Source organism: Streptomyces sp. NPDC127197 (assembly GCF_042672405.1).
Classification (GTDB): domain Bacteria; phylum Actinomycetota; class Actinomycetes; order Streptomycetales; family Streptomycetaceae; genus Streptomyces; species Streptomyces flavusporus.
Window position 1 is genome coordinate 32,536 of the sequence record NZ_JBHXVG010000006.1, and the last position, 22,777, is coordinate 55,312.

The following is a 22,777-nucleotide window of genomic DNA, read 5'->3' on the forward strand; positions in this document are numbered from 1 at the left end:
CTTTGCACACGCCCCCGGGCGTTGCCCCGAGCCCGACCCAGTTCCCTGCGCGGCCACGCAGCGCATCGACAGGAGAGACCCTCGTGCCGAAGTCACGTATCCGCAAGAAGGCCGACTACACGCCGCCGCCGTCGAAGCAGGCGACCAGCATCAAGCTGAACAGCCGCTCCTGGGTCGCGCCGGTCATGCTCGCCATGTTCCTCATCGGGCTGGCCTGGATCGTCGTCTTCTATGTGACCGACGGTTCGCTGCCGATCGACTCGCTGGGCAACTGGAACATCGTGGTGGGCTTCGGCTTCATCGCGGCCGGATTCGGCGTCTCCACCCAGTGGAAGTAGGCTGGTCGAAGACCAGGCGAGCGGCCGGTGAACACAGCTCTGCCCACGGCTATCCGCTGAGTTATCCACAGCCGTGAGAATTTCCACAGCTGACCTGGGGAAAAGACCGACGATCTGTGGATAACGCATCGGACGTTGACACCGGTACGACAGCCACACCATCCCCTGAAGCCTTGTTCGCCCCCTGTCTGACCTGCGGAAACGCCGGTCCTCGACAGGGGGCACACCTGTTCCCGCACAGTGTGCACAAGATTCACCACGCACTGTGGACAACTTGAACAGCTCAGTGGATAACCACCCGGCTCAGCTGAGCTGAGCGGTCCGCAGCAGCGTCATCCCCACGACGACCGCCAGGACCAGTGCGCAGGTGCCGTACTGGACCAGTGCCCGGCGTTCGCGCGGGGCGTGGACCATGGCGTAGCCGATGACCAGGCCGGCGGCGAGTCCGCCGATGTGGGCCTGCCAGGCGATGTCGAAGCCCGGGCTGAACGTGAAGATCAGGTTGATCGCGAGCAGGGCTATGACCGGGCGCATGTCGTAGTTGAGCCGGCGCATGAGCACGGCTGTCGCGCCGAAGAGGCCGAAGATCGCACCCGAGGCACCGAGCGAGGCCGTCGTCGGGGCTTCCAGCAGGTAGGTCAGGGCGCTGCCGGCGAGGCCCGAGACGAGGTAGAGCGTGAGGTAGCGGGCGCGGCCGAGGGCGGCTTCGAGGGGGCCGCCGAGCCACCAGAGGCTGAGCATGTTGAAGCCGATGTGCCAGATGGCTTCGTGGGTGAACATCGAGGTGAACAGGCGGTACCACTCGCCCTCTGCGACGCCTTCTGTCGGTCCCCAGGGCGCTGGTGGCCATTCGCCGATGAGGACGATGTGGTTGAGGAGGGATGGTTCGGCCCGGCCGGCGATGAATACCGCGAGGTTGATTCCGATGAGGATCTTGGTGAGGAGTCTGGGGTCGGCGACGACGGTGCCGCCTGCGATGGTGCGGGGGCGGGAGGCGCCCGGCGCGTGTCCGGTGCCGGCGGCGTCGCGGACGCATGTGGGGCATTGGAAGCCGACGGAGGCGCTGACCATGCAGTCGGGGCAGATCGGGCGTTCGCAGCGGGTGCAGCGTACGCCGGTCTCGCGGCCGGGGTGGCGGTAGCAGACGGGTGTGCCGGCGGCGCCCTGCGGGCTCTGGTTGTCCGGGCCGTGGTTGTGCGGGCCGTTCGGGCTGCCTGGCGCCTGGTCCATGAGGTCCCCTCATTGTCGAGTCCGACAGAAACGCCCCGCTCTCTTTACGGACGAGCGGGGCGTTTGGTTCCCTACGGGAGGTCTTGGACTCGGCTCTTGCGGGTCCTTTGACTCGGTCCTCGCGGGCCTTCCGGCTCAGCCCTCGCGGGTCTCCACGACGACCGACTCGATGACGACGTCGTTGAGGGGGCGGTCGGTGCGCGGGTTGGTCTGGGCGCTCGCGATCGAGTCGACGACCTTCTGGCTGGCCGCGTCCGTGACCTCGCCGAAGATGGTGTGCTTGCGGTTCAGCCAGGCCGTCGGGGAGACGGTGATGAAGAACTGCGAGCCGTTGGTGCCCGGGCCGGCGTTGGCCATCGCCAGCAGGTAGGGCTTGTCGAACTGCAGGTCTGGGTGGAACTCGTCCGCGAACTGGTAACCGGGGCCGCCCGTGCCGTTGCCCAGCGGGTCGCCGCCCTGGATCATGAAGCCGCTGATGACCCGGTGGAAGACCGTGCCGTCGTACAGCTTGTCCGTGGACTTCTTGCCCGTGGCCGGGTGGGTCCACTCACGCTCGCCCTTGGCGAGCTCGACGAAGTTCTTGACCGTGATCGGCGCATGGTTCGGGAAGAGCCGAACCTGGATGTCGCCGTGGTTGGTCTTCAGGGTGGCGTAAAGCTGCTCAGCCACGATCTGCCTTCCGTTGTCTTCCTGTGACCCCACGATCCTCGCACGGCCTGCGCCGTACGTCGCCCGACGTGCTGTTTCGGGGGGAATCCGGGCGGAGGGCTTGCAGATTTTCCGATGAGTCGTTCCGTGGCGGGAGCGCGGAGCGGCGATCCGTGGCATTGTCGACGACAAGCTCCTGTTGCCGTATTCATCCGCTATTGCGCGGCGACCATGACTCGGATGCCCGCTCTCACATGCCACGTCATGCTTGGGCAGGCATGATCCGTAAAAGGGTGGAAAGTCGAAATACGTACGCCACCGAGGAGGAGGAACCCGTGACCCGCATCGACAGCGTGCGCGCCGCGACCGGCTCGGCGAAGGACAGCGTGCTGCACGCCGCGGAAGTGGTGGCGCCGTACGCCGACACGGCGAAGGACCGGGCCGCGCACTACGCACATGAGGCACGCGTACGGCTCGCGCCCAGGGTGTCGCAAGCCGCCGGGCAGGCCCGCGTCCAGTACGAGTCGCATCTCGCGCCGCGCCTGGAACAGGCCCGTTCGCATGTGCCGCCGAGGGTGGACCACGCCGCCCACGAGGCCGCTTTCCGTACCCGTATGGCTGCCCGGCAGGCTGCCGGTTACTCCCGGCCGAGGATCGAACAGGCAGTGGCCGCGGCCGGGCCTGTCAAGGACGAGGCGGCGTCGCGTGGTGCCGCCGCGCTGGCCGCGCTGCGTGGCCAGGTCTCGGCCGAGGAGATTCACAAGCTGGTCCGCAAGCATGAACGGCGGGCCAAGGCCGGCCGGGCCGTGAAGGTGCTGGCGGTTCTCGGCGTTCTCGCGGGCGGCGCTTTCGCCGCCTGGAAGTGGTGGGACAAGCAGGCCAACCCTGACTGGCTGGTCGAGCCGCCCGCCGCGACCGAGGTCTCCGAGTCGGGCCGGCTCACGTCGGTGGACGGCAGCGGACAGTCCGTGCTCGATCCCGAGGTGCAGGCGAAGGAGGCCGAGGAGGAGGCCGCGGACCGTGAGGACCGCGGCTGAGCGGCCTGACCGTGGGGCGGGAGACTTGTGGGTCTCCCGCCCCGCAGTGATGATTCACGCGAATGCTTCCCGCGGAGCGGCGTTTCACGTGAAACCGGCGAGCGGCGCGCGCCCTGCGTCGTACGGCCGTAACTTGCTTGCTATTGCACCCGGTTGACGATCACGTGGCACAGCCGTACACCACCTGTCACATCCGCGAGCTGCGGCGCTGAATGCCAAGAACGGCACCGTGCGTCCGGAGCGTGGGACACCGTTCATCAGTGCGCACGGGGGTGAGTCCGGTTGCTCTTGCAATGAGCTGTCGCAGATGCGCCGGCCGTCAACTGTTGAGCTGGGATATCCACCGGGGCACCGATCCTCCGGGGTGAGTGGCTCAGCCGGGTCCGCCGCGCCGGATCCGTGATCCGCCGGCGCAGTGCCTGGGCCGGGTCGGGCAGGTCGACGTCCCACAGGCCGGCAGAGTCCACGGCGTCGTGGGCCAGGGTGCGTCCGCTGGGCTGAGCGGGACGCGCGGAAGCCTGACCGATCCGGTCGGCGCGCTTCGAGGTGCCGCTGCCACTCCCCGTGCGCACACGTGTGTTCTGCGTGTCCCGACACACGAAAAATGCCCCCTGAAACCGCGTTTCCGCAGGTCAGGGGGCATTTACTGGTGGAGCCTAGGGGAGTCGAACCCCTGACATCTGCCATGCAAAGACAGCGCTCTACCAACTGAGCTAAGGCCCCGGAAGGGAGACGTCCGGCCGGAAGAACCGCGTACCGGCGGGCGCCGCAGACCAGAGTAGCGGGTGACCCCCGGTATCTCGCAAAAAGATTGGGGGGTCCCCGTGAACGACCACTCTCCGTAAGATGCTCGGCGTGGTTCGCTACAGCGAACCGCGGTTTTGGGGAAAGCGATGGGGAGACGCAATGGACGCCGCACAGCAGGAAGCCACCGCAAGAGCGCGGGAACTGCAGCGGAACTGGTACGGGGAGCCGCTGGGGGCGCTCTTCCGTAAGCTCATAGACGATCTTGGACTCAACCAGGCTCGTCTCGCGGGGGTGCTGGGACTGTCCGCGCCGATGCTGTCCCAGCTGATGAGCGGTCAGCGGGCGAAGATCGGAAACCCTGCCGTGGTCCAGCGGGTGCAGTTGCTGCAGGACCTGGCCGCACAGGTGGCGGACGGCAGTGTGAGCGCGGCGGAGGCCACCGATCGGATGGAGGAGATCAAGAAGTCGCAGGGGGGCTCGGTGCTCAGCAACAGCACACAGACGACGAGCAGTTCGGGAGCGCCCACGGTCAAGCGGGTGGTCCGCGAGATCCAGTCGCTGCTGCGTTCGGTGGCGGCCGCGGGAGACATCATCGAGGCTGCGGACACCCTCGCCCCGACCCATCCGGAGCTGGCAGAGTTCCTCCGGGTGTACGGCGCGGGCCGCACCTCCGACGCCGTCGCGCACTACCAGGCGCACCAGAGCTGACCGCACGGCCCGGTCGCCGCATGGGGGCGCGGGCAGTCGGGCCTGTGCGCGGCGGCCGCGAGAGCGGCGCGAGGAGAGGTCGCGAGAGGGGTCGTATCACTCGTCGAGGGGCAGGCAAGGGGGGAAGCCCTGGGATCGTAGGGGGAGGAGCGGCGCACAGCGATGGGTGAGGTCTTCGCCGGGCGGTACGAACTGGTCGACCCGATCGGGCGCGGAGGAGTCGGCGCCGTCTGGCGTGCCTGGGACCACCGCCGACGCCGCTATGTGGCCGCCAAGGTCCTGCAGCAGAGTGACGCGCACTCGCTGTTGCGCTTCGTACGCGAACAGGCGCTGAGGATCGATCACCCTCATGTTCTCGCGCCGGCCAGTTGGGCCGCCGACGACGACAAGGTCCTGTTCACCATGGACCTGGTCGCCGGCGGTTCGCTGGTTCATCTCGTCGGGGACTACGGCCCTCTGCCGCCGTACTTCGTCTGCACCCTCCTCGACCAGCTGCTGTCGGGGCTGGCCGCGGTGCACGCCGAGGACGTCGTGCACCGGGACATCAAGCCCGCCAACGTGCTGCTGGAGGCCACCGGCATGGGCAGGCCCAAGCTGCGCCTGTCCGACTTCGGCATCGCGATGCGGCTGGGCGAGCCCCGTCTGACGGAGACCAATCTCGTGGTGGGAACGCCGGGGTATCTGGCGCCGGAGCAAATGATGGGCTCCGAGCCGGACTTCCCGGCGGATCTGTTCGCCGTGGGACTGGTCGGGCTGTATCTGCTGGAGGGCGCCAAGCCGGACGCCAAGGCGCTCGTGCAGTACTTCGCAGCGCATGGGACTCCGAGTGCGCCCACGGGTATCCCGGAGCCGTTGTGGCAGGTCGTGGCGACACTGCTGCAGCCGGATCCGCAGGCCCGCTTCCGCACCGCCACGGGTGCGCGCAAGGCGCTCGCTTCGGCGGCCGAGCTCCTGCCCGGCCCCGGCCCCGACGACGAGCAGATCGAGATCTTCGATCAACTCGGGCCGCTTCCCTCGGGGTTCGGGCCCGCGGGGCCGCTCGCTTCGGCGGCCGGGACGCGCACGCCGGCGGGTGCGGGGTCCGGAAGCAGGGCAGTGCCTCCGGATGCCGGGGACGCAGCCGACTCGCTGTCCTCGCGGTCCGGCAGGGGCTCCGTACGTTCTGGGGCGCGCAGGGAGGACGTAGTCGCGGATCCCCGTCAGCAGTCCACCGCTCACTCCGGCGCCGTCACCCCGGCGCAGCCCTCCACTCCTTCGCAGCCGGCCAGCATGTCGGACACCGGCAGCTTCCACCTCCCGCCCCCGCAGCCCACCGTCAGCTCCCCTCGGGGGGCCGCCCCCCAGGCCCGGTCCGCAGAGGCACCCGCACCGGCACAGCAGGGCACACCACAGCCACAGCACCAGCGGCATCCACAAGCACAGCAACAGCCACAGCTGCCTCCACAGCAACCCTTCCTCACCTCCCCCCACGAGACCACGCACGTGCTGTCCTCCCCTCAGCCGCACGCACCGCTGTACCCCACTCCGGCGCCGGCCCAGCGCGCTGACGCCTCTACTGCTTCGTACACCGCTCAGGACGCGCAGGTTCCACCCTCCGCACCACCGATTTCGCGGCACCCTGCCGACCAGCCCGCCCACCGCCCGCTCACCGGCAGCCCGAGCGGCCCCCAGCCGAGCGCCCCTCACTCCAGCCGCCGCCACCCCGGCCACCGCCAACCCAGCCGACGCCGCCCCGGCCCGCCCGCGAAGGTGGCGGTCCTGCTGGTCCTGCTGGCTCTGGCCTGCTACGCGGTGGGTTTCTGGGCGTTGACCCAGGTCTGACTACCCGGCGAGGCCGGCCCTCCGCCGCGCCACCATCGTCCAGACCCCGAGCCCCACCAGAATCACCGTGCCGGCGCCGATCCCGCCCGCCGCGAGCGCCGTCATCGCGGCGTTGCCGCCCGCCGCACCGCCGGAGCCGGCAGCTCCCCGATCCTGGCCTGTGACCTCGAAGACGTCGTCCGGCACGGACTGCCCGGCATAGGCGGGCGCTTCCTGCGCCGTCCCCGCCACCCGTACGCGCAACGTCAGCCCGAACGGACCGTCGCCGAAGTCCTCGGCCACCTTCGTGGAGAGATGCACCACGAGGTAGTACGAACCGGCGAACCGCATGCCGGCCACCCGGTCCGTGAAGGAGTGGCGGTTGGCGTGTGCGACCGGCGGAAGCGGATCGAGCGTGGCCGACCGCTGTTTCCCGTCGTAGCCGACGCCTGCGTCCTCGACCTGCCCGCGCGCGGGGTTGTAGAGGGACACGTCGAGTGCTCCGACCACGTAACCGGAACCGGAACCGGCGGTGCCGAGTTCGGCGGTGGCGTACAGCTGCCGGCCCCAGTCGACCGGAACCTCGTAGAAGAGGGTCTGTCCGGGTTCGATGTCGTCGGTCCAGACGCCCTGGTCCAGCGAGGTCGCCGTGGCGAAGCCGGCGCCGCCCGGCCGCCGTTCGGGCTCGTCGGTGGGCGGCGCGGGCGTGGCGGATTCCCAAGCCTGCGGCGCCCTGGTGGCACCGGGCTGCGCAAGGCCCGGCTCCTCGACCACGGCCAGCTCCAGGTCCCAGGCGGCCGGTGCGGAGTCCTTCGCACCGACGTGCTCGACGACCACGTAGTACGTGCCCTCGGCCTGGCACCGGCTTGTGCCGGACTCGCGTGCGCCCCAGGCGGCGATCGGGTGCGGGCTGCGGCCGGCGCCGAAGGTCGTCGTGTCGAAGGAGCAGGAACTGCCGTCCGTCTCCTGCACCGTCACCTTGATCCCCTCCACGGCGGAGACGGTGGCGTCCGGGGCGGGTACGGCGGTGGCGGAGACGTACGTGTTCGAGGTGGCGTCGAGTGCGAGGCTGTAGTAGGCCTTTCCGCTGCTCGGCAAGGTGCTCTTGTATGTCCTGCCGGGCTGGAGGCGTGCGGCGTCCGTGGTGCCCGTGGCGCCCGGTACGGACCGGGCGTCCTCGGCGAAGGCGTAGGCGGTACCGCTCGCCGTACCGTCAGCCATCGCTGTGGGAGCGGGCAGGGCGGCCGCCGTCACCACCGTCGCCGCGAGGAGGGCGGCACGCGCGCGTGCCGACGGAAAACGGCCCCGGTGCGCCTCAGACCCTGCCGTACGTCGCCCCATCACGCGCCACCCCTGGAAGTGCCGAATCATCGAACCGTCCGTACCCTGGCCCATCCTGCCCCGCAAGGCCACGGCTCATCGGCACAATCCGCACGAGCGTCCGAAACGCCCACGACGGAACCGCCCGTGCCAGAGAGCGCCCGTACCGGAAACCGTCCGCGGACACGCAAAACCCCGACCGCAAAGGCGGCCGGGGTCTGTTCAGTATCGGATGTCGGTACTCACGAACCCGTGGGCACGGAGTCAGTCGCCTCCGTCCACAGATCCTGCTCGGCGCGATCCGCCTGGATCTGGCGGTACACGAGGAGCCCGCCGATGGCGGCCAGTGCGACCAGGAGAAGCTTCTTCACCGCGCGACCTCGTCTTTCCTTGACGTAGGGGACCTCTGGCGCCCGACTATACACACCGCCCGATATCGATCGGTGACCTGCGCCGGGCCCCAACTCCCCGGCGGCGCAGCCCACTCCGGGCGGACGGCGCCGCTTCGATCTGGCGGTGCTCGCACCCCCGCATTTTTCGGGTCTCTTGCGACCATCCGGGTGGTGTTGATCCGAAGATCGCTGCGCCACGGGCGTCGGTCCACCACTTCCCGAGCCTCATACACATGATGAGCAAAGTACGCAAATCGCCCAACCCGAAAGTGAGGGGCCATGGCCCGGAACAAGGTCATGAAGCTGTGGAACGTCATCATCACCGCCTTCCTCGCGCTGTGCACGGCGCTCGGACTCGCCACGACGACCGCCGGCGCGGCGGTACTGCAGACCGAGGCTTCGCGCAACAGCACCGCACGACCCAACACGGCGCCGACGATGTCCCGCTGGGCCCGGCCCCACGCCACGGCCCTGCCCCCCACGATGAAACAGCGCATCCAGGCCGAGGCACACGGCAAGGCCCCGACCTGCCGCCACCGCCCCCTCACAAAGACGGACACGGACCAGACCGGCGCTGATCCGGAGGCCGGCGACTGCGGCTCCCGGACGTCGGCCCCGGACGATCCCGTCACGCTCCCTCTCTCATCAGTCCCCTTCCCCTGAGTTCCTCTTGATTCCGTCAAACCCTGTCGTCACGGCGAACCTGCGTACACCGCCCTCATGACGAGGCCCGGCCACTGGATCAGTGGCCGGGCCTTCACGCGTTCCGCGCCCGTTTCGGGCGGATCCGCCGGTCAGGCACCCGGCAGTCGTAGCGCCAGCCCGTCGAGGACGACCTCCAGGCCGTACGAGAACTTGGCGTCGCGCAGGGCGACGGGATCGGATTGGGCGTATCCCTGAAAGGAACGGCCATGGAAACCCGCAATCCACGTCGCTGGTGGATCCTCGACTCCTACACCTGGTTTTCGCGGGTCTCCTGCTGACCTCGGGCAGCCTGGGTGACCGGTTCGGCCGCCGGAAGGTGATGCTGATCGGCCTGTTGCTCTTCGGAGCGGCCTCACTGGGTGCGAGCTTCTGCTCCAGCCCCGGGGAGATGATCGCCATACGGATCGCGATGGGCGTCGGCGGAGCGCTGACCATGCCCTCCACCCTGTCGATCCTCATCACCGTCTTCGACGAGGAGGAGCGCGGCAAGGCGATGGCAGCGTGGGGTTCGGTGTCGATGCTGGGCCTGGTCGGCGGCCCGGTGCTCGGCGGCGTACTGATCGACCACTTCTCCTGGCACTCGATCTTCCTCATCAACGTCCCGGTCGTCGCTCTCGCCGTCGTCGCCGGTCTCACTCTCATGCCGGAGTCCAGGGCGCCGTGGCAGAAGCCCGACCCGCTGGGCGCGGTGCTGTCCGCCGTCGGTATGACCGCCCTGGTCTGGTGGATCATCGAGATTCCGCAGCACGGCGCCTTCGAGGGCCGCTCGGCGGTCACCCTGGCCGTCGCGGTCGTTGCCCTGCTCGGCTTCGTGATCTGGGAGAACGTCACCCCGCCCCGATGGTCCCGCTGGTCCTCTTCAAGCACCGAAACTTCAGCGGCGGTTCGCTCTCCCTTGCGTTGGTCCAGATCGGCAACGGCGGTCTGCTGCTCGTCCTGACCCAGTACCTACAGTTCGTGCTCGGCTACTCGCCGGTCAAGGCGGGCGTGGCCTTCCTGCCGATGGCGGTCGCGGCCCTGCTCGGCAACGGCTCGGGCGTCAAGCTCGCCGAGAAGATCGGCAACCGCTACGTGATCCTGTCCGGCATGCTCGTGATGGCTGCCTCGTTCGGCCTCCTCACCACGGTCTCGGCCGACTCCGGCTTCCCGGTCCCGGCGGTGGCCCTCGCCCTGCTGGGCCTCGGCACCGGTTTCGCGATGCCGGCTGCGGTCGCCGCGCTGATGGGCACCATCCCGGCCGACAAGGCGGGCGTCGGCTCGGCCCTCAACGACACGATCCAGCAGGCCGGCACCGCCCTCGGTATCGCCGTCCTCGGCTCCCTCCTCACCAGCGGCTATGCCGCCGAGATGCCGGCTGACGCCCCCAAGCAGGCCAGGCAGTCCATCACCGGCGCTCTGGCCACCACCGACAGCGCCCTGATCGGCACCGCCCGCGAGGCCTTCACCGCCTCGATGACCACCACCTTCACACTCAGCGCGATCGGCGTCCTGGCCGCCGCCGTCCTGGCCACGCTGGTGATGCGCGACCGCAAGCCGCAGCAGCCGACGGAGGCCGCCGCCCCGCAGGAACCCCAGCTGGTCGCCTGACCCTCGTCGGCCAGGAGCGGGCGCTTCCTCTTCAGGCGCCCGCTCTTCGCGTCGCCGAGCGCGGGCCGCATCACGGACGGCCCCGTGACGACCGACCAAAAACACGCAGAGGGCGCCTTCCACCTGGGGAGACGCCCTCTGCCTTCGTTCTGCATCTGTGGGGCTAACAGGATTTGAACCTGTGGCCTCATCCTTATCAGGTCGATACTGGGGGACCGTCGATGTCGACCAACCGCCCCCGCACCTCGGCCGATCGTCCATTGAGGTCCGACATCGACCGCTGCTGTTCGCGCTTGTTGGTGTCAGCCGCTGATGTCAGTCGCCGCACGCGGTCTTGACAAGCGCTGCTCGGTCCGGCTTAGAGCGCCAGTTTGGAGGATCGCGTGACCGGATGGGCCCTGATCTGGCGAGACGTTGACCTGCGCATTCCTGCGAGGCTCGCTGAGGTTCCCTGCTGTTCCCCGTCGCTCACTGCCCGATCGGGCACGCAGGGGGCACGCGTGCCTTTCTCCCGCCTCAGGACCAGGGCAGCGCCGCACGCGGGGCGTGCCCGCTAGCTCAGCTAGGCGCCGGGCATCGGCTGCATCTGGATTCCGTGCCGCTTGGCGATCTCGATGAGGCGATCAATGTCCGGCGGCACGTCCGACTGAGGCGGCAGCTCCCGTCGCTGGGCTGGTTCACCCGCCTCGGCGAAGAATCCGTCGATACCGCCCGGAGTGTAGGTGATCAGGAGCCGCACCGTGCTGGTGGGCTCGAACCGCTCCAGAATGCCCTCAGGGATATGGATGAAGGACCCGGGACCGCCTTCGACCGTTTCGTCGCCAATGTGGTAGCGCAGCGTTCCCTCGATGACATAGACGCTCTCGGTTCCGGGGTGGGTGTGGGGCGGTGGGCCCATCCCCTCCGGAATGGTCATCTCCATGACGGTCATCGCGCCGTTGGTCTCGTCGCTCGACGCCTTGACCTCGTAGAGGCCGTTCAGCATCCAGAATGCCTTCCCGTCACCGCTGTGGCGCACGTGAGCGTTCTTGGCCATGGGTCCGCTCCTTTCCTCGGTGGACCTTCTCAAGTGTTCCCGTCGGCGGGCCGACGGAAGTCCGCCGTCCGGGTGCGTGAGCCCGGGGCCGCGAGTCCGTCATGATCGACCGGACAGGCCCTATCCACGCGGTCGGCGGAGCGGGTTTGGGCTGGAGTTTCAATGACCGAGTCAAGGTCATGGGGCGCCCTCCACCGATGCGGGCGGCACCTCGTCTCCGGAGATTGGCTGTGCCTCAGCCGACGAAAGTCAGCCACGGCGGCGGGCACGCTGACCGATCAGGCGCGCGTGTGCCTCGCTGGACGCCCACCGGCCTCAACCACGCTGCTGGCTCTGTGGCGTCGGGCCGAGTCAAGCCGCCTGCGCGGTGGGCGGGATGGGGGTGAAGGCCCGGTTGTCGCGTAGCAGAGCCCACAGCACACTGGTCCGTCGTCGCGCGAGGGCGATGACGGCCTGGACGTGTTTGCAGCCCTCGCCGCGCTTCTTGAGGTAGAAGGCCCGGTTGGGGCCGTCGCGGATGATGCTGGTCTGCGCGGAGAGGTAGAAGACTCTGCGCAGGCGGCGGCTGTAGCGCTGGGGGCGGTGCAGGTTGCCGGTGCGGCGGCCGGAATCGCGTGGGACGGGGACCAGGCCGGCTGCTGAGGCCAGGTGGCCGGCGTCGGCGTAGGCGGTCAGGTCGCCTGCGGCGACGATGAACTCGGCTCCGAGGATGGGTCCCATGCCGGGCAGGGACTCGATGATCTCGGCCTGTGGGTGGGTGCGAAAGGTGTCGCGGATCTGCCGGTCGATGCGCTTGAGCCGGTCGTCCAGGGCCAGAATCTGCGTAGCCAGGTCGGCGACGATCTGTGCGGCGGTGTCCTCGCCCGGCAGCGCGGTCTGCTGGGACTGGGCCGCTTCCACGGCCGTGGCGGCCACGCTGTCCGCGTCGCGGACCCCTCGATTGACCAGCCAGGCCGTCAGGCGGGCCAAGCCGCGTCGGCGGAGGGCGGCCGGGGTCTGGTAGCCGGTCAGCAGCACCAGCGCTCCCTTGTGGGCCGAGTAGTCGAAGGCCCGCTCCAGGGCGGGGAACATGCCGGTGAGCACGTCGCGGAGCCGGTTGACCGTTCGCACCCGGTCGGTGATCAGGTCGGTGCGGTGGGCGGTCAGGAGCGCGAGGTCGGCGGCCAGCTGTGCGGGCACGTCGAGGGTGGTGAAGTCCCGTCGGTGGCGCGCGGTTTCGGCGATGACATAGGCGTCGCGGGCATCCGTCTTGGCCTCGCCCCGGTAGGCGCCGGCCATGCGGTTGACGGTGCGGCCGGGCACGTAGACGGCCTTTTGGCCGTGGGTTGCCGGCAGCGCCAGCAACAGGGCGGAGGACCTGCTGGAGATGTCCACTGCCCAGTGCACCTCATCGGCCAGGTCCAGGATCTCGCCGAGCGCGGTCAGGATCGCCGACTCGTCATTTTCGATCTTCTTCGACCACAGGGTCGCCCCGGTCTCGTCGAGCACTGCGGCCCAGTGATGGCCCTTGCCCGCGTCGATACCCACCCATATCCGGGCCCGCTGTTTGCTCACGCGTCCCTCCTGCAGCCGAGTTTCCTGCCGTCGGGCCCGTAGGACACCCCGTCGTCAGCTCCGTAAACAGCGACCCGTTCCGCACATTTCAATCAGCGACCAGGGCGCCCCGGAGGGCCGGACGGCCACTCCAGCCGAGCCACGGTCGGCAAGCTGCTTTGAAGCCACATCCGGCCCTCCCGGGCCACCGAACAACTTACGGAGCTGCGTTGGCGCGAGTGATCATGGCCCCTTACGCTGGCCCGCGGATCGGGCAGGCTTGTGAGCCTGCCCGTTAGCGCCCGATCTTGGGCCATGATCTTCGAGGCTCGCGCCAAAGTGGCTGGCTGAAGCCGTGGAGCCGACCGCCCCAGCCACAGACGTTTGGACCTTGGAACTGTCAGACGAGGCTTTCCAAGCCGAGTTTCGCCAGTCGCGACCGGATGGCGCTGGGCTTCCGGCCGAACTGCTTTCCGAGGGTGTCGAAGTCACGCTCCCCTTGCTGGTAGAGCGCGAGGAGCTGCGCGCCGTCCTCCGGGGACCACGGGTGGCCCATCCGCGGATAGCGGGCACGCAGTTCTTCCGGCGACTCCCGCTTCCTGCCGGCATCGCCATGAGGGCAGACGGACTCGATGATGTCGAGCGGGAACTCTGCGACATGGGTGCCTGCGAGCCAGAGATTCAGGTGACCCTCGTCGAAGGTGATCCGATCGGCCTGGACGGTGACCGCTCGTCGAAGGACGTCGCTGTCGTTCGGATCTTGGTGGTAGTCGGTGAACGTCAGACGGAACGCTGTGCGCACGGTGGATTCCCCCATGGGGCCATCCTGACTCGACCGTTGCGTACGCGGAAGATCGTTTCTCGCCCTTGCCCGCGCCGTGCGCGGGCCTTGATGAGGTAGAGAAACCTGTAACAGCTCTCGCTCTCGCCTGGGTCAAGCCGAAGGCGCGTCGGTGGTCATGAGTCGGCTCGTGAATCCGGCTTGGCACAGGCGCTCGTACGCCTCGACCACGTCGGTGGGTAGCGGTTGGCTGATCATGAACCCCTGCTCCGGGTAGATCATCAGCCGCTGTAGCGCACCGACCAGCATGTCGATGACCAGGCGGGCGTCACCGATGGAGTCGACGTACTCGTCGAGCGTCATCGGAGTGGAAGCGCTGATGACCTCGACTTCGGGCCAGAGCTTGCGTGCAGTGGCGTACGCGCGCCGCTCCTCGTACGGCTTGCTGATCAGGAGCACCGAGGACACCTCGATGCCGGCCTCTTCAAGCAGCTCTCGTGAGAAGCGGATGTTCTCACCCGTGTTGCGGGCGCGCGGCTCCACGAGAACGGCCGTACTGGGGACGCCAAGCTCGAGCGCCCGTTCCTGGTAGTGGACGGCTTCACCGCGGGGCATGCGCTCCCGCGTCGTGGGGCTGGTGGCACCGGTGAACACGAGCAGGGGAGCCATGCCGCGCTTGTAGAGGTCTACCGCCGTGTCGGCCACCCCCAGGTCGTGGCTGCCGAGTCCGATCGCAACCGAACATGGCCGGGGTGAGTGGCCCATCTGGTGGTAGTCCCAAACGCGCCGGGCATCTACCCAATCCTGTGTCGAGATCACTGCTGACCTTCCCTGTCCCTCGCCGAGTCGGGCACCTTGAACTCGTACTCCCATGCGAAGCGCGATGCCGCGTGTACCCCGATGGCGAACTCCACGACAGTGCCCGTGGCCGTATAGGTCGTCCGATGCAGCTCGACGACCGGTTCGCCGGGCGGCAGCTGAAGGAGCTTCACCTCGTCCGGTGTGGCGGCACGGGCAAACAATCGCTCCTTCATGTGATCGATCTCGTAACCCGCGTCGTACAGCACGCGAAATCCGCCGCCTCGACCGGCGGGCCCTGGCGTGGTCCTGCGCTCGCCTTCCTCGGCGGCACCCTGCTCGCCCACCAACCCGCCAGCCGGACGCCAACACCACCTGCGGAGCCTGCACCCCGCTCCGCGCCGGTTGTCGACCGCCCCGAAGCACCCGCCACGGCCCCCGAGCAGGTCCCAGAGATCACCAAGCCGGAGCCTGCCCCCAGCCCTGCCTGAGGCCACGGTGCCGGACCCGTACCGACGGTGCCCCCGGCGCTGATCGACCACGCCCGGAAGCTCGCCGCCGAGCACCGCACCCGCACCGGAACCGACATCGACACCGCCACCCTGCGCGCTCGGCTCGGAGTCCCGGAAAACCTCGCCGGGGCGATCGTCGCCCAACTCGCCTGACAGACAAGGAGGTCCACCCGTGCGCCCGAACCGCTTCTACGACGTGATCCGCATCGGCCCGGTCAAGGTCGGCACGTTCAACAACGGCCGTGGCCAGACCCGGCACACCGCGGCATGCACGGCACCGAAGTGCGGGTTCTCCACCGAGCACCGCGACCGCTCGGCCGCCGAACTCGCCGCCCGCACCCACCGCTGCCACCCCTGAGGAGTGACCCTGATGCGCCTGCCCGACGAACAGCTTCGCGCCGGTCACATCCCCGCCGACCTGTACCGGCAGATCCCGCCGGGCGCCGACATGCGCCGGGTCCTGATCGTCCAGGAAGCTCCGCGGTCCTACACCGGCCCGATCGTGCTGACCCTCGTCATCACCGCCGGATCCGTCGCGGTGCTGCTGGTGATCGCCTTCGTCACCCAGGTCATCACCGCGTCGATCGTCTCGGTCCTGTCGGCCACCTGCGGCATCAGCTACACGCTCAGCCGCACCTCGAAGCGCAAGAAGGCACCACGCGCGCTCAGCAAGTAACGCCCTCCGGGGCGGCTCTCTCGCCAAAGATCCGCCGCCCCGGACGGCCTGCGCCACTTCCAGACCCATCGATCCGAAAGGGCTCCACTCATCATGCCTGCCCGTATCCCGAACCGTCCGGTCTGTCACCACTGCGACGGCTTCCCCGTCGTCTCCGTCACCACCGGCGCCCGCAATCGCGACGGCTCCCGCGTCCTGCTCCGCGTCTTCTGCCACGCCTGCCAGGGCACCGGCCACACCCACCGCGCCGCCCTCGCCCCGGCCACAGAGGTGACGGCATGAAGAGCCTGACCACTTCGGCCCACATCGAGCCGGACACCCGCTTCCGCGTCACCCCGTTCGCGGACAGCGCCAACCCCTTCGTCAGCCTCCGCATCGGGGGCGACTTCGTCGAGATCGCGTTGATCGCTTCCCCCGGCACCTCCGAGACCCTGCGCAACCTCGCCGCCGCAGCGATCGAAGCCGCTGGCGCCCTGGACGCCATGACCGTGGACCCCAGGAGGTGCGCACGTGACCGACGCCGCCACCATGGCGGGCCTGGACCCGGCCACCCTCGCCGCCGTGCTGAGGCTGGCCGGGTCGGACGGCTTCGACCGCGTCCAAGAGCAGATCCGGCGTACCGGTGGCTGCTCCGACCCGATCCACCTGCAAGGCTCCATCGTCACCCGCGACGCGGCCACCGGACAGGTCTTGCACTCCTACTCCACCGACACCGAACCCGGCGGCCGACTTCACCTCGCCTGCGGCAACCGCCGCGCCTCCCGCTGCCCCGCCTGCGCCTGGACCTACGCGGGCGACACCTACCACCTCATCCGCGCCGGCCTCGTCGGCGACCCCGACAAGGGCACCCCTCACACCATCCGAGACCACCCGCGCGTGTTCGCCACCCTCACCGCGCCCTCGTTCGGTCCCGTCCACAACCGGCCCTGCGCCTGCGGCACTCGCCACACCGAGGACGCTCCCGAGCTGGGCACCCCGCTCGACCCCGCGTCGTACGACTACGCGGGCACGGTGCTGTGGAACAACCACGCCTCCGAGCTGTGGCGCTACTTCACGATCTACCTGCGCCGGGAGATCGCGAAGCGCGCCGGGCTCACCCAGAAAGCTGCTTGTGAGAAATCGCGGGTGTCCTTCGGCAAGGTCGCCGAGTACCAGAAGCGCGACGCCGTGCACTTCCATGCCGTGATCCGCTTCGACGGCCCCGAGGGACCCGACGACCCGCCGCCCGCTTGGGCCACCCTCGACCTCCTCACCGACGCCATCCGCGCCGCCGCAGCCCGCGTCGAAGTCGACGTGCCCCCGGCCGGGGACCAGCCGCCCGAACCCTGCGCTGGGGCACCCAGCTCGACGTACGCCCGATCCGCGCCTTCGGCGACGGCGAGGACATCACCGAACAGGCCGTCGCCTCCTACGTCGCCAAGTACGCCACCAAAGCCGCCGAGACCACCGGCATCGTCGACCGCCGCATCGGCAACAAGGAGGCCCTGGCCCTGCTCGGCGTACCCGACCATCCCGCCCGGCTCATCGCTGCATGCCTCGACCTGCACGCCCTCTACCCGGACCGCAAACTCCGCGACTGGGCACACATGCTCGGCTTCCGCGGCCACTTCTCCACCAAGTCCCGCCGCTACTCCACCACCCTCGGCGCCCTCCGCCAGGTCCGCGCCGACTACCGCGCCGCCCAGCAGCGCGCCGCCCTCGGCCTGCCCGACCCCGACGACACCGAGGCCACCACGCTCACCCTCGCCCACTGGACCTACGCCGGGCACGGCCACACCCCCGGCGAATCCTGGCTCGCTACCAACATCCGCCGGGACATCCAGCTCAACCGCGAGACCGCCCGCGAAGAGCTACCCGCCCTGCTCGACCTGGAAGGAGCCGCCGCATGACCTCCGCTGTGCCCGAGCTGCTGACCGTGCCTGAGGTGATGGCGCGGCTCAAGGTCGGTCGGACCAAGGTCTACGACCTGATCCGCACTCACCGCCTCGTCTCCATCAAAGTCGACGGGTGCCGGCGCATCCCGAACGACGCGGTCCGCGACTTCATCGCCAGCCGGATCGGGGAGGCTGCCTGATGGCCAAGCGGCGCCCCAACGGCGGTGGCACCATCACCAAGCGCAAGGACGGCCGCTACCAGGGGGCCGCGTACGTCACCGACACCGACGGCAACCGCGTACGGAAGTACGTCTACGGCTCCACTTGGGACGAGGCGAACAAGAAGCTCGGCAAGCTCCAGGATCAGGAGCGCAACGGCATCCCGGTGCCGTCCCGGTCCTGGACACTCGGCGAGTGGCTCTCGTACTGGCTGGAGCACATCGTCAAGCCGGAGCGGGAGCACAACACGTACAGCAAGTACGAGTCCAAAGTGCGGCTCTACCTGCTGCCGCACCTCGGAAAGAAGTCTCTGGTCAAGCTCACACCGGCACAGATCCGCACCTTCATGGCTGCGCTCAAGCGGGAGAAGGTCGGCCCTTCCGCTCGCTTCGAAGTACTCCGGGTGCTCCGCAACGCCCTCAACCGCGCCATCCGTGAGGAACTGGTGACGCGTAACGTCGCGCTCCTGGTCGACATGCCCAAGGTCACGAAGGACAAGGGCAAGGCGTGGAACGCGCGGGAGGCGATCACGTTCCTGCGTTCGGTCCGAGCTCACCGCCTCTACGCGGCCTGTGTCCTCGTGCTGGTCCTCGGCCTCCGCCGGAGCGAGGTGCTCGGGCTGCGCCAGCAGGACATCGACTTCGAGGCCGGCCACTTCACCCCGGTCAAGCAGGTGCAGCGGGTCAAGGGTGTCGGCCTGGTCCTCAAGGACCTCAAGACGGAGTCTTCACAGGCGGTGCTCCCGCTCCCGGAGTTCTGCGCCCGTGCCCTGGAGGACCGCCGGAGCTGCAAGAGCTGGAACGGAAGATCGCCGGTGAGCACTGGTCGCAGGAGCCGGACCATGACCTGATCTTCTCCTCCGAGCATGGCGGCATGATCGATCCGGTGGGCTTCTCCCGCACCTTCGATCGGCTCGTGAAGCGGGCCGGTGTGCGCCGCATCACGGTCCGCCTCGCCCGGCACACCTGCGGGACCCTACTCGCCTTCCTGAAGGTGCATCCCAAGGTGGCTCAGGCGATCCCCGGCACAGCCAGATCAGCATGACCATGGATGTCTACACGCACGTGGTGGGCGACAGCGAGCGGGAAGCGGTCGGCATGCTCGCCGAGCTTCTGGAAGATCCGCTCATCGGCTGATGTCACTCGTAGATGTCAAAGACCCCCAGTCTTGATCGACTGGGGGTCTTCGTGCTGGTGGGGCTAACAGGATTTGAACCTGTGGCCTCATCCTTATCAGGGATGCGCTCTAACCAACTGAGCTATAGCCCCGCCGCGCTGTGCGGTGTGTGTCCCGCGCGCTGACTCCTGAAGATTAGCGCACGACCGGGGCAGTCCCAAAATCGATAATCGGTGGAGGTTTGAAGCGGCCGTCAGCGAACCGGCTCGTCCGGCCTCACTCGTCCTCGGCCAGTGTCAGCTCCACTCCGCCGACGAAGCCCGCGGAGAGGTTGTAGATGAACGCGCCGAGTGTCGCGAGGGCCGTCGCCAGGACGACGTCGATGACCGCGATGATCGTGGCGAACAGCAGGACGTTGGGCAGCGACAGGAACGCCTGCAGGTCGAAGCCGTTGGACTCGTTCGAGCCGGTCGCCTCGGAGATCGTGCCGCCGACGGTCGAGAACACGCCCATCGCGTCCATGACCATCCACAGCACGGCGGACGCGACGATCGTGCAGATGCCCAGCGCGATGGAGAGCAGGAAGCTGACCTTCATCACGGACCACGGGTCGGCCTTGGCCACCCGCAGCCGGGCTTTGCGGACCCGGGGTGTGGTGCGCGCGCCGGTGCGCGGGCGCCGTACCGCGCCGGCGGGAGCGGGCGTCTGGTACGCCTGCGGCGGGTGGTAGGGCCCGGTGGATTGCTGAGGCTGGCGCTCCCCGGGGAGCGGGGACGCCGCCTGCTGTGCCCCGGCCGACTGGGCCGACGGCTGGGCGCCCGGAGCGGCCGGGCCCGCTCCAGCCGCGTACTGCTGGGTCTGCGGGCCTCGGGTGTCCGTCACAGTTCCCCCCTGGGATCCATGAGTGTCAGGCGAGTGCGAGTCGGTCGCGTGGGGTTTGATCGCCTGCAGGTTGGTCGTGTGCGAGTCCGTCGCAGGCGCGGCGGAGCCACGACCGCCGCCGTCCGTTTCCGTACCGGTCGAGGTACCGGCAGGGATACCGGCAGATCCGGCGCCCGTGGCTCCGCTCACGCTGACTCACTCCTCGTGCTACTCGGCCGAGGGCGCCTCACCCTCGTCCGTGCCGATGGTCGCGGCACCTTCGACGGTCTCGTCGACGGCAATGGCGCCGTCAACCTCCTCCGCCTCACGTCCCGCCTCGGCGTTACGTGCGATACCGACCACGGCATCGCGCTTGCCCAGATTGATCAGTTGGACGCCCATGGTGTCACGGCCCGTCTCCCTGACCTCGTTGACTCGCGTGCGAATCACACCGCCGGACAGCGTGATGGCGAGGATCTCGTCGGTCTCCTCGACCACCAGCGCGCCGACGAGCGATCCACGGTCCTCGACGATCTTGGCGGCCTTGATGCCGAGGCCGCCGCGACCCTGGACCCGGTACTCGTCAACAGCGGTCCGCTTCGCGTACCCGCCGTCGGTGGCAGTGAACACGAACGTACCGGGTCGAACAACATTCATCGAGAGCAGTTCGTCTCCCGCACGGAAACTCATGCCCTTGACGCCCGAGGTCGCGCGGCCCATGGGGCGCAGCGACTCGTCCGTCGCGGTGAACCTGATCGACTGCGCCTTCTTGCTGATCAGCAGCAGATCGTCGTCGGGCGACACGAGTTCGGCTCCGATCAGTTCGTCGTCGGAACCGTCCTCCCTTTCACGGAGATTGATCGCGATCACGCCGCCGGAGCGAGGCGAATCGTAATCCTTCAGCGGCGTCTTCTTGACCAGACCGGCCTTCGTGGCCAGGACCAGATACGGCGCCGCCTCGTAGTCGCGGATCGCGAGGATCTCGGCGATCGCCTCGTCCGGCTGGAAGGCCAGCAGGTTGGCGACATGCTGGCCGCGCGCGTCCCGGCCGGCGTCCGGCAGCTCGTAGGCCTTGGCCCGGTACACCCGGCCCTTGTTGGTGAAGAACAGCAGCCAGTGGTGGGTCGTCGAGACGAAGAAGTGGTCGACGATGTCGTCTTCCTTCAGCTTCGTACCGCGTACGCCCTTGCCGCCGCGCTTCTGCGCCCGGTAGTCGTCCGTCTTGGTCCGCTTGACGTAACCGCCGCGCGTGACCGTGACGACGATGTCCTCCTCGGCGATGAGGTCCTCGATGGACATGTCACCGTCGTAGGGGATCAGCTGGGTCTTGCGGTCGTCGCCGTACTTCTCGACGATCGCGGCGAGTTCCTCGCTGACGATTCCGCGCTGGCGGATCGGCGAGGCGAGGATCTCGTTGTACTCGTTGATCTTCGCCTGGAGCTCGTCGTGCTCCTGGACGATCTTCTGGCGCTCCAGGGCGGCCAGTCGGCGCAGCTGCATCTCGAGGATGGCGTTGGCCTGGATCTCGTCGATCTCCAGGAGCTCCATCAGGCCCCCGCGCGCGATTTCGACGGTGTCGCTACGCCGGATCAGCGCGATGACCTCGTCGATGGCGTCCAGGGCCTTCAGCAGACCGCGCAGGATGTGCGCCCGCTCCTCGGCCTTGCGCAGCCTGAAGCGCGTACGGCGGACGATGACCTCGATCTGGTGCGTCACCCAGTGGCGGATGAACGCGTCCAGGGACAGCGTGCGCGGCACACCGTCGACCAGCGCCAGCATGTTGGCGCCGAAGTTCGTCTGCAGGTCGGTGTGCTTGTAGAGGTTGTTCAGTACGACCTTGGCGACCGCGTCCCGCTTCAGGACGATGACGAGGCGCTGGCCCGTGCGGGAGCTCGTCTCGTCGCGGACGTCCGCGATGCCGCCGATCTTGCCGTCCTTCACCAGATCGGCGATCTTCTGCGCGAGGTTGTCGGGGTTGACCTGGTACGGCAGCTCCGTGACCACCAGGCACTGGCGGCCCTGGATCTCCTCGACCTCGACGACCGCGCGCATGGTGATCGAGCCGCGGCCGGTGCGGTAGGCCTCCTCGATGCCCTTACGGCCCACCACCAGGGCGCCGGTCGGGAAATCGGGGCCCTTGATGCGCTCGATGAGCGCGTCCAGCAGCTCCTCGTGGCTGGCCTCCGGGTGCTCCAGGTACCACTGGGCGCCGGCCGCGACCTCGCGCAGGTTGTGCGGCGGGATGTTGGTGGCCATGCCGACCGCGATACCGGCCGAGCCGTTGATCAGCAGGTTCGGGAAACGGGCGGGCAGGACGGTCGGCTCCTGGGAGCGGCCGTCGTAGTTGTCCGTGAAGTCGACGGTCTCCTCGTCGATGTCGCGGACCATCTCCATCGACAGCGGCGCCATCTTGCACTCGGTGTAGCGCATGGCCGCTGCCGGGTCGTTGCCCGGGGAGCCGAAGTTGCCGTTGGAGTCGACGAGCGGCATGCGCATCGCCCACGGCTGGGCCAGGCGGACCAGCGCGTCGTAGATGGAGCTGTCGCCGTGGGGGTGGTAGTTGCCCATGACGTCGCCCACGACACGCGCGCACTTGTAGAAGCCGCGCTCGGGGCGGTAGCCGCCGTCGTACATCGCGTACAGGACGCGGCGGTGGACGGGCTTGAGTCCGTCCCGGACGTCCGGCAGGGCGCGGGAGACGATGACGGACATCGCATAGTCGAGGTAGGAGCGCTGCATCTCCGTCTCGAGCCCGACGGGCTCGACGCGGAGGGCCAGGCCCTCTTCTTCAGGCGTGACTGGAGTGTTCTCGTCGGCCATAGCTGGTGAAGATCCTTCCTGGTGCGGTCAGCTGAGACC

At 68.7% G+C, this 22,777-nt stretch carries 22 protein-coding genes, 2 tRNA genes and 3 pseudogenes; 14 read left to right on the forward strand and 13 right to left on the reverse strand.

Going from position 1 to position 22,777, the window contains the following annotated elements; translation table 11 throughout:
- The first annotated feature begins 83 nt into the window (after positions 1–83).
- The gene (gene crgA, locus ACFVJQ_RS11445; RefSeq protein ID WP_385510431.1) at positions 84–338 is read left to right on the forward strand and encodes a cell division protein CrgA; all 255 of its coding nucleotides are present in this window, start codon (positions 84–86) and stop codon (positions 336–338) included.
- A 303-nt stretch (positions 339–641) separates the two neighbouring features.
- Here the strand turns inward: crgA and ACFVJQ_RS11450 are convergent, their stop codons facing one another.
- Positions 642–1,568, reverse strand: a complete 927-nt coding sequence (locus ACFVJQ_RS11450) for a rhomboid family intramembrane serine protease (RefSeq protein WP_385510432.1) — start codon at positions 1,566–1,568, stop codon at positions 642–644.
- 135 nt (positions 1,569–1,703) lie between these two features.
- A complete protein-coding gene (locus tag ACFVJQ_RS11455) occupies positions 1,704–2,237 on the reverse strand; it encodes a peptidylprolyl isomerase (RefSeq protein ID WP_224734938.1) in 534 nt (177 codons plus the stop codon).
- Positions 2,238–2,551: 314 nt separating this feature from the next.
- On the opposite strand from ACFVJQ_RS11455, the gene ACFVJQ_RS11460 reads away from it, so the two are divergent.
- A complete protein-coding gene (locus ACFVJQ_RS11460; RefSeq protein WP_385510433.1) occupies positions 2,552–3,253 on the forward strand; it encodes a DUF5324 family protein in 702 nt (233 codons plus the stop codon).
- A 647-nt stretch (positions 3,254–3,900) separates the two neighbouring features.
- Here the strand turns inward: ACFVJQ_RS11460 and ACFVJQ_RS11465 are convergent.
- Positions 3,901–3,976: transfer RNA gene (locus ACFVJQ_RS11465), tRNA-Ala, on the reverse strand.
- A gap of 183 nt (positions 3,977–4,159) precedes the next feature.
- Here ACFVJQ_RS11465 and ACFVJQ_RS11470 point away from each other — a divergent pair.
- Both ACFVJQ_RS11470 and ACFVJQ_RS11475 read left to right on the forward strand, forming a co-directional pair.
- Positions 4,160–4,708 carry a DNA-binding protein gene (locus ACFVJQ_RS11470; protein WP_129802951.1) on the forward strand — a complete coding sequence of 183 codons (549 nt, stop codon included), beginning with the start codon at positions 4,160–4,162 and terminating at the stop codon, positions 4,706–4,708.
- A 162-nt stretch (positions 4,709–4,870) separates the two neighbouring features.
- Positions 4,871–6,529 carry a protein kinase gene (locus ACFVJQ_RS11475; protein ID WP_385782887.1) on the forward strand — a complete coding sequence of 553 codons (1,659 nt, stop codon included), beginning with the start codon at positions 4,871–4,873 and terminating at the stop codon, positions 6,527–6,529.
- On the opposite strand, the gene ACFVJQ_RS11480 is transcribed toward ACFVJQ_RS11475, so the two are convergent.
- Positions 6,530–7,879, reverse strand: coding sequence for a hypothetical protein (locus ACFVJQ_RS11480; protein ID WP_385782890.1), 1,350 nt, complete (start codon positions 7,877–7,879; stop codon positions 6,530–6,532). It abuts the gene before it with no gap.
- A 191-nt stretch (positions 7,880–8,070) separates the two neighbouring features.
- On the reverse strand, positions 8,071–8,199 hold the full coding sequence (locus ACFVJQ_RS11485) for a DLW-39 family protein (protein ID WP_003999697.1): 129 nt from the start codon (positions 8,197–8,199) through the stop codon (positions 8,071–8,073).
- Positions 8,200–8,499: 300 nt separating this feature from the next.
- Between ACFVJQ_RS11485 and ACFVJQ_RS11490 the strand changes: the two genes are divergently transcribed.
- Positions 8,500–8,883 (forward strand): DUF6344 domain-containing protein, encoded by a 384-nt coding sequence (locus ACFVJQ_RS11490; protein ID WP_385510438.1) that lies wholly within the window; start codon positions 8,500–8,502, stop codon positions 8,881–8,883.
- 248 nt (positions 8,884–9,131) lie between these two features.
- Positions 9,132–10,512 (forward strand): annotated as a pseudogene (locus ACFVJQ_RS11495) (MFS transporter).
- 562 nt (positions 10,513–11,074) lie between these two features.
- Here the strand turns inward: ACFVJQ_RS11495 and ACFVJQ_RS11500 are convergent.
- The 5 genes and pseudogenes from ACFVJQ_RS11500 to ACFVJQ_RS11520 all read right to left on the reverse strand — a co-directional run.
- The gene (locus tag ACFVJQ_RS11500) at positions 11,075–11,548 is read right to left on the reverse strand and encodes a cupin domain-containing protein (protein ID WP_385510439.1); all 474 of its coding nucleotides are present in this window, start codon (positions 11,546–11,548) and stop codon (positions 11,075–11,077) included.
- A 351-nt stretch (positions 11,549–11,899) separates the two neighbouring features.
- Complete coding sequence (locus ACFVJQ_RS11505) at positions 11,900–13,102, reverse strand: IS110 family transposase (RefSeq protein WP_385782894.1); 1,203 nt, start codon at positions 13,100–13,102, stop codon at positions 11,900–11,902.
- Positions 13,103–13,481: 379 nt separating this feature from the next.
- Positions 13,482–13,898 carry a hypothetical protein gene (locus tag ACFVJQ_RS11510; protein WP_385510440.1) on the reverse strand — a complete coding sequence of 139 codons (417 nt, stop codon included), beginning with the start codon at positions 13,896–13,898 and terminating at the stop codon, positions 13,482–13,484.
- Between the two features lie 117 nt (positions 13,899–14,015).
- On the reverse strand, positions 14,016–14,681 hold the full coding sequence (locus tag ACFVJQ_RS11515; RefSeq protein ID WP_385510442.1) for a YdcF family protein: 666 nt from the start codon (positions 14,679–14,681) through the stop codon (positions 14,016–14,018).
- A pseudogene (locus ACFVJQ_RS11520) lies at positions 14,678–14,965 on the reverse strand (UTRA domain-containing protein); the annotation flags it as partial. The pseudogene ACFVJQ_RS11520 and the gene ACFVJQ_RS11515, both read right to left, overlap by 4 nt.
- Before the next feature lie 213 nt (positions 14,966–15,178).
- Here ACFVJQ_RS11520 and ACFVJQ_RS11525 point away from each other — a divergent pair.
- The 8 genes and pseudogenes from ACFVJQ_RS11525 to ACFVJQ_RS11560 all read left to right on the forward strand — a co-directional run bounded on the left by ACFVJQ_RS11525 (position 15,179) and on the right by ACFVJQ_RS11560 (position 18,985).
- Entirely contained in the window at positions 15,179–15,325 is a 147-nt protein-coding gene (locus ACFVJQ_RS11525) for a hypothetical protein (protein ID WP_385510443.1), read from the forward strand.
- Positions 15,326–15,344: 19 nt separating this feature from the next.
- Positions 15,345–15,530 carry a mobile element transfer protein gene (locus ACFVJQ_RS11530; RefSeq protein WP_385510444.1) on the forward strand — a complete coding sequence of 62 codons (186 nt, stop codon included), beginning with the start codon at positions 15,345–15,347 and terminating at the stop codon, positions 15,528–15,530.
- A gap of 12 nt (positions 15,531–15,542) precedes the next feature.
- Complete coding sequence (locus ACFVJQ_RS11535) at positions 15,543–15,848, forward strand: hypothetical protein (RefSeq protein WP_385782899.1); 306 nt, start codon at positions 15,543–15,545, stop codon at positions 15,846–15,848.
- Positions 15,849–15,941: 93 nt separating this feature from the next.
- Positions 15,942–16,130 carry a hypothetical protein gene (locus tag ACFVJQ_RS11540; protein ID WP_385510446.1) on the forward strand — a complete coding sequence of 63 codons (189 nt, stop codon included), beginning with the start codon at positions 15,942–15,944 and terminating at the stop codon, positions 16,128–16,130.
- Positions 16,131–16,358: 228 nt separating this feature from the next.
- A pseudogene (gene repSA / locus ACFVJQ_RS11545) lies at positions 16,359–17,737 on the forward strand (replication initiator protein RepSA).
- Positions 17,734–17,922: a helix-turn-helix domain-containing protein gene (locus ACFVJQ_RS11550; protein WP_385782902.1), complete on the forward strand. Its 189-nt coding sequence runs from the start codon at positions 17,734–17,736 to the stop codon at positions 17,920–17,922. Before repSA ends, ACFVJQ_RS11550 begins: the two are co-directional and overlap by 4 nt.
- Positions 17,922–18,791: a tyrosine-type recombinase/integrase gene (locus ACFVJQ_RS11555; protein WP_385782905.1), complete on the forward strand. Its 870-nt coding sequence runs from the start codon at positions 17,922–17,924 to the stop codon at positions 18,789–18,791. Before ACFVJQ_RS11550 ends, ACFVJQ_RS11555 begins: the two co-directional genes overlap by 1 nt.
- Positions 18,792–18,814: 23 nt before the next feature.
- Positions 18,815–18,985 (forward strand): hypothetical protein, encoded by a 171-nt coding sequence (locus ACFVJQ_RS11560; RefSeq protein ID WP_385782907.1) that lies wholly within the window; start codon positions 18,815–18,817, stop codon positions 18,983–18,985.
- A gap of 147 nt (positions 18,986–19,132) precedes the next feature.
- Here ACFVJQ_RS11560 and ACFVJQ_RS11565 read toward each other — a convergent pair.
- The 3 genes from ACFVJQ_RS11565 to gyrA form a co-directional block, all read right to left on the reverse strand.
- Positions 19,133–19,209, reverse strand: a tRNA-Ile gene (locus tag ACFVJQ_RS11565).
- 124 nt (positions 19,210–19,333) lie between these two features.
- Entirely contained in the window at positions 19,334–20,128 is a 795-nt protein-coding gene (locus ACFVJQ_RS11570; RefSeq protein ID WP_385510449.1) for a DUF3566 domain-containing protein, read from the reverse strand.
- 18 nt (positions 20,129–20,146) lie between these two features.
- Positions 20,147–22,738, reverse strand: coding sequence for a DNA gyrase subunit A (gene gyrA, locus ACFVJQ_RS11575; RefSeq protein WP_385782910.1), 2,592 nt, complete (start codon positions 22,736–22,738; stop codon positions 20,147–20,149).
- Positions 22,739–22,777: the final 39 nt, after the last annotated feature.

Coding starts and splice junctions, on each gene's coding strand:
- ACFVJQ_RS11450 (WP_385510432.1), bottom strand. CDS start 1,568: ATGGACCAGGCGCCAGGCAGCCCGAACGGCCCGCACAACCACGGCCCG.
- ACFVJQ_RS11470 (WP_129802951.1), top strand. CDS start 4,160: ATGGACGCCGCACAGCAGGAAGCCACCGCAAGAGCGCGGGAACTGCAG.
- ACFVJQ_RS11475 (WP_385782887.1), top strand. CDS start 4,871: ATGGGTGAGGTCTTCGCCGGGCGGTACGAACTGGTCGACCCGATCGGG.
- ACFVJQ_RS11480 (WP_385782890.1), bottom strand. CDS start 7,879: ATGATTCGGCACTTCCAGGGGTGGCGCGTGATGGGGCGACGTACGGCA.
- ACFVJQ_RS11490 (WP_385510438.1), top strand. CDS start 8,500: ATGGCCCGGAACAAGGTCATGAAGCTGTGGAACGTCATCATCACCGCC.
- ACFVJQ_RS11500 (WP_385510439.1), bottom strand. CDS start 11,548: ATGGCCAAGAACGCTCACGTGCGCCACAGCGGTGACGGGAAGGCATTC.
- ACFVJQ_RS11510 (WP_385510440.1), bottom strand. CDS start 13,898: ATGGGGGAATCCACCGTGCGCACAGCGTTCCGTCTGACGTTCACCGAC.
- ACFVJQ_RS11535 (WP_385782899.1), top strand. CDS start 15,543: ATGCGCCTGCCCGACGAACAGCTTCGCGCCGGTCACATCCCCGCCGAC.
- ACFVJQ_RS11540 (WP_385510446.1), top strand. CDS start 15,942: ATGCCTGCCCGTATCCCGAACCGTCCGGTCTGTCACCACTGCGACGGC.
- ACFVJQ_RS11550 (WP_385782902.1), top strand. CDS start 17,734: ATGACCTCCGCTGTGCCCGAGCTGCTGACCGTGCCTGAGGTGATGGCG.
- ACFVJQ_RS11555 (WP_385782905.1), top strand. CDS start 17,922: ATGGCCAAGCGGCGCCCCAACGGCGGTGGCACCATCACCAAGCGCAAG.
- ACFVJQ_RS11560 (WP_385782907.1), top strand. CDS start 18,815: ATGATCGATCCGGTGGGCTTCTCCCGCACCTTCGATCGGCTCGTGAAG.
- gyrA (WP_385782910.1), bottom strand. CDS start 22,738: ATGGCCGACGAGAACACTCCAGTCACGCCTGAAGAAGAGGGCCTGGCC.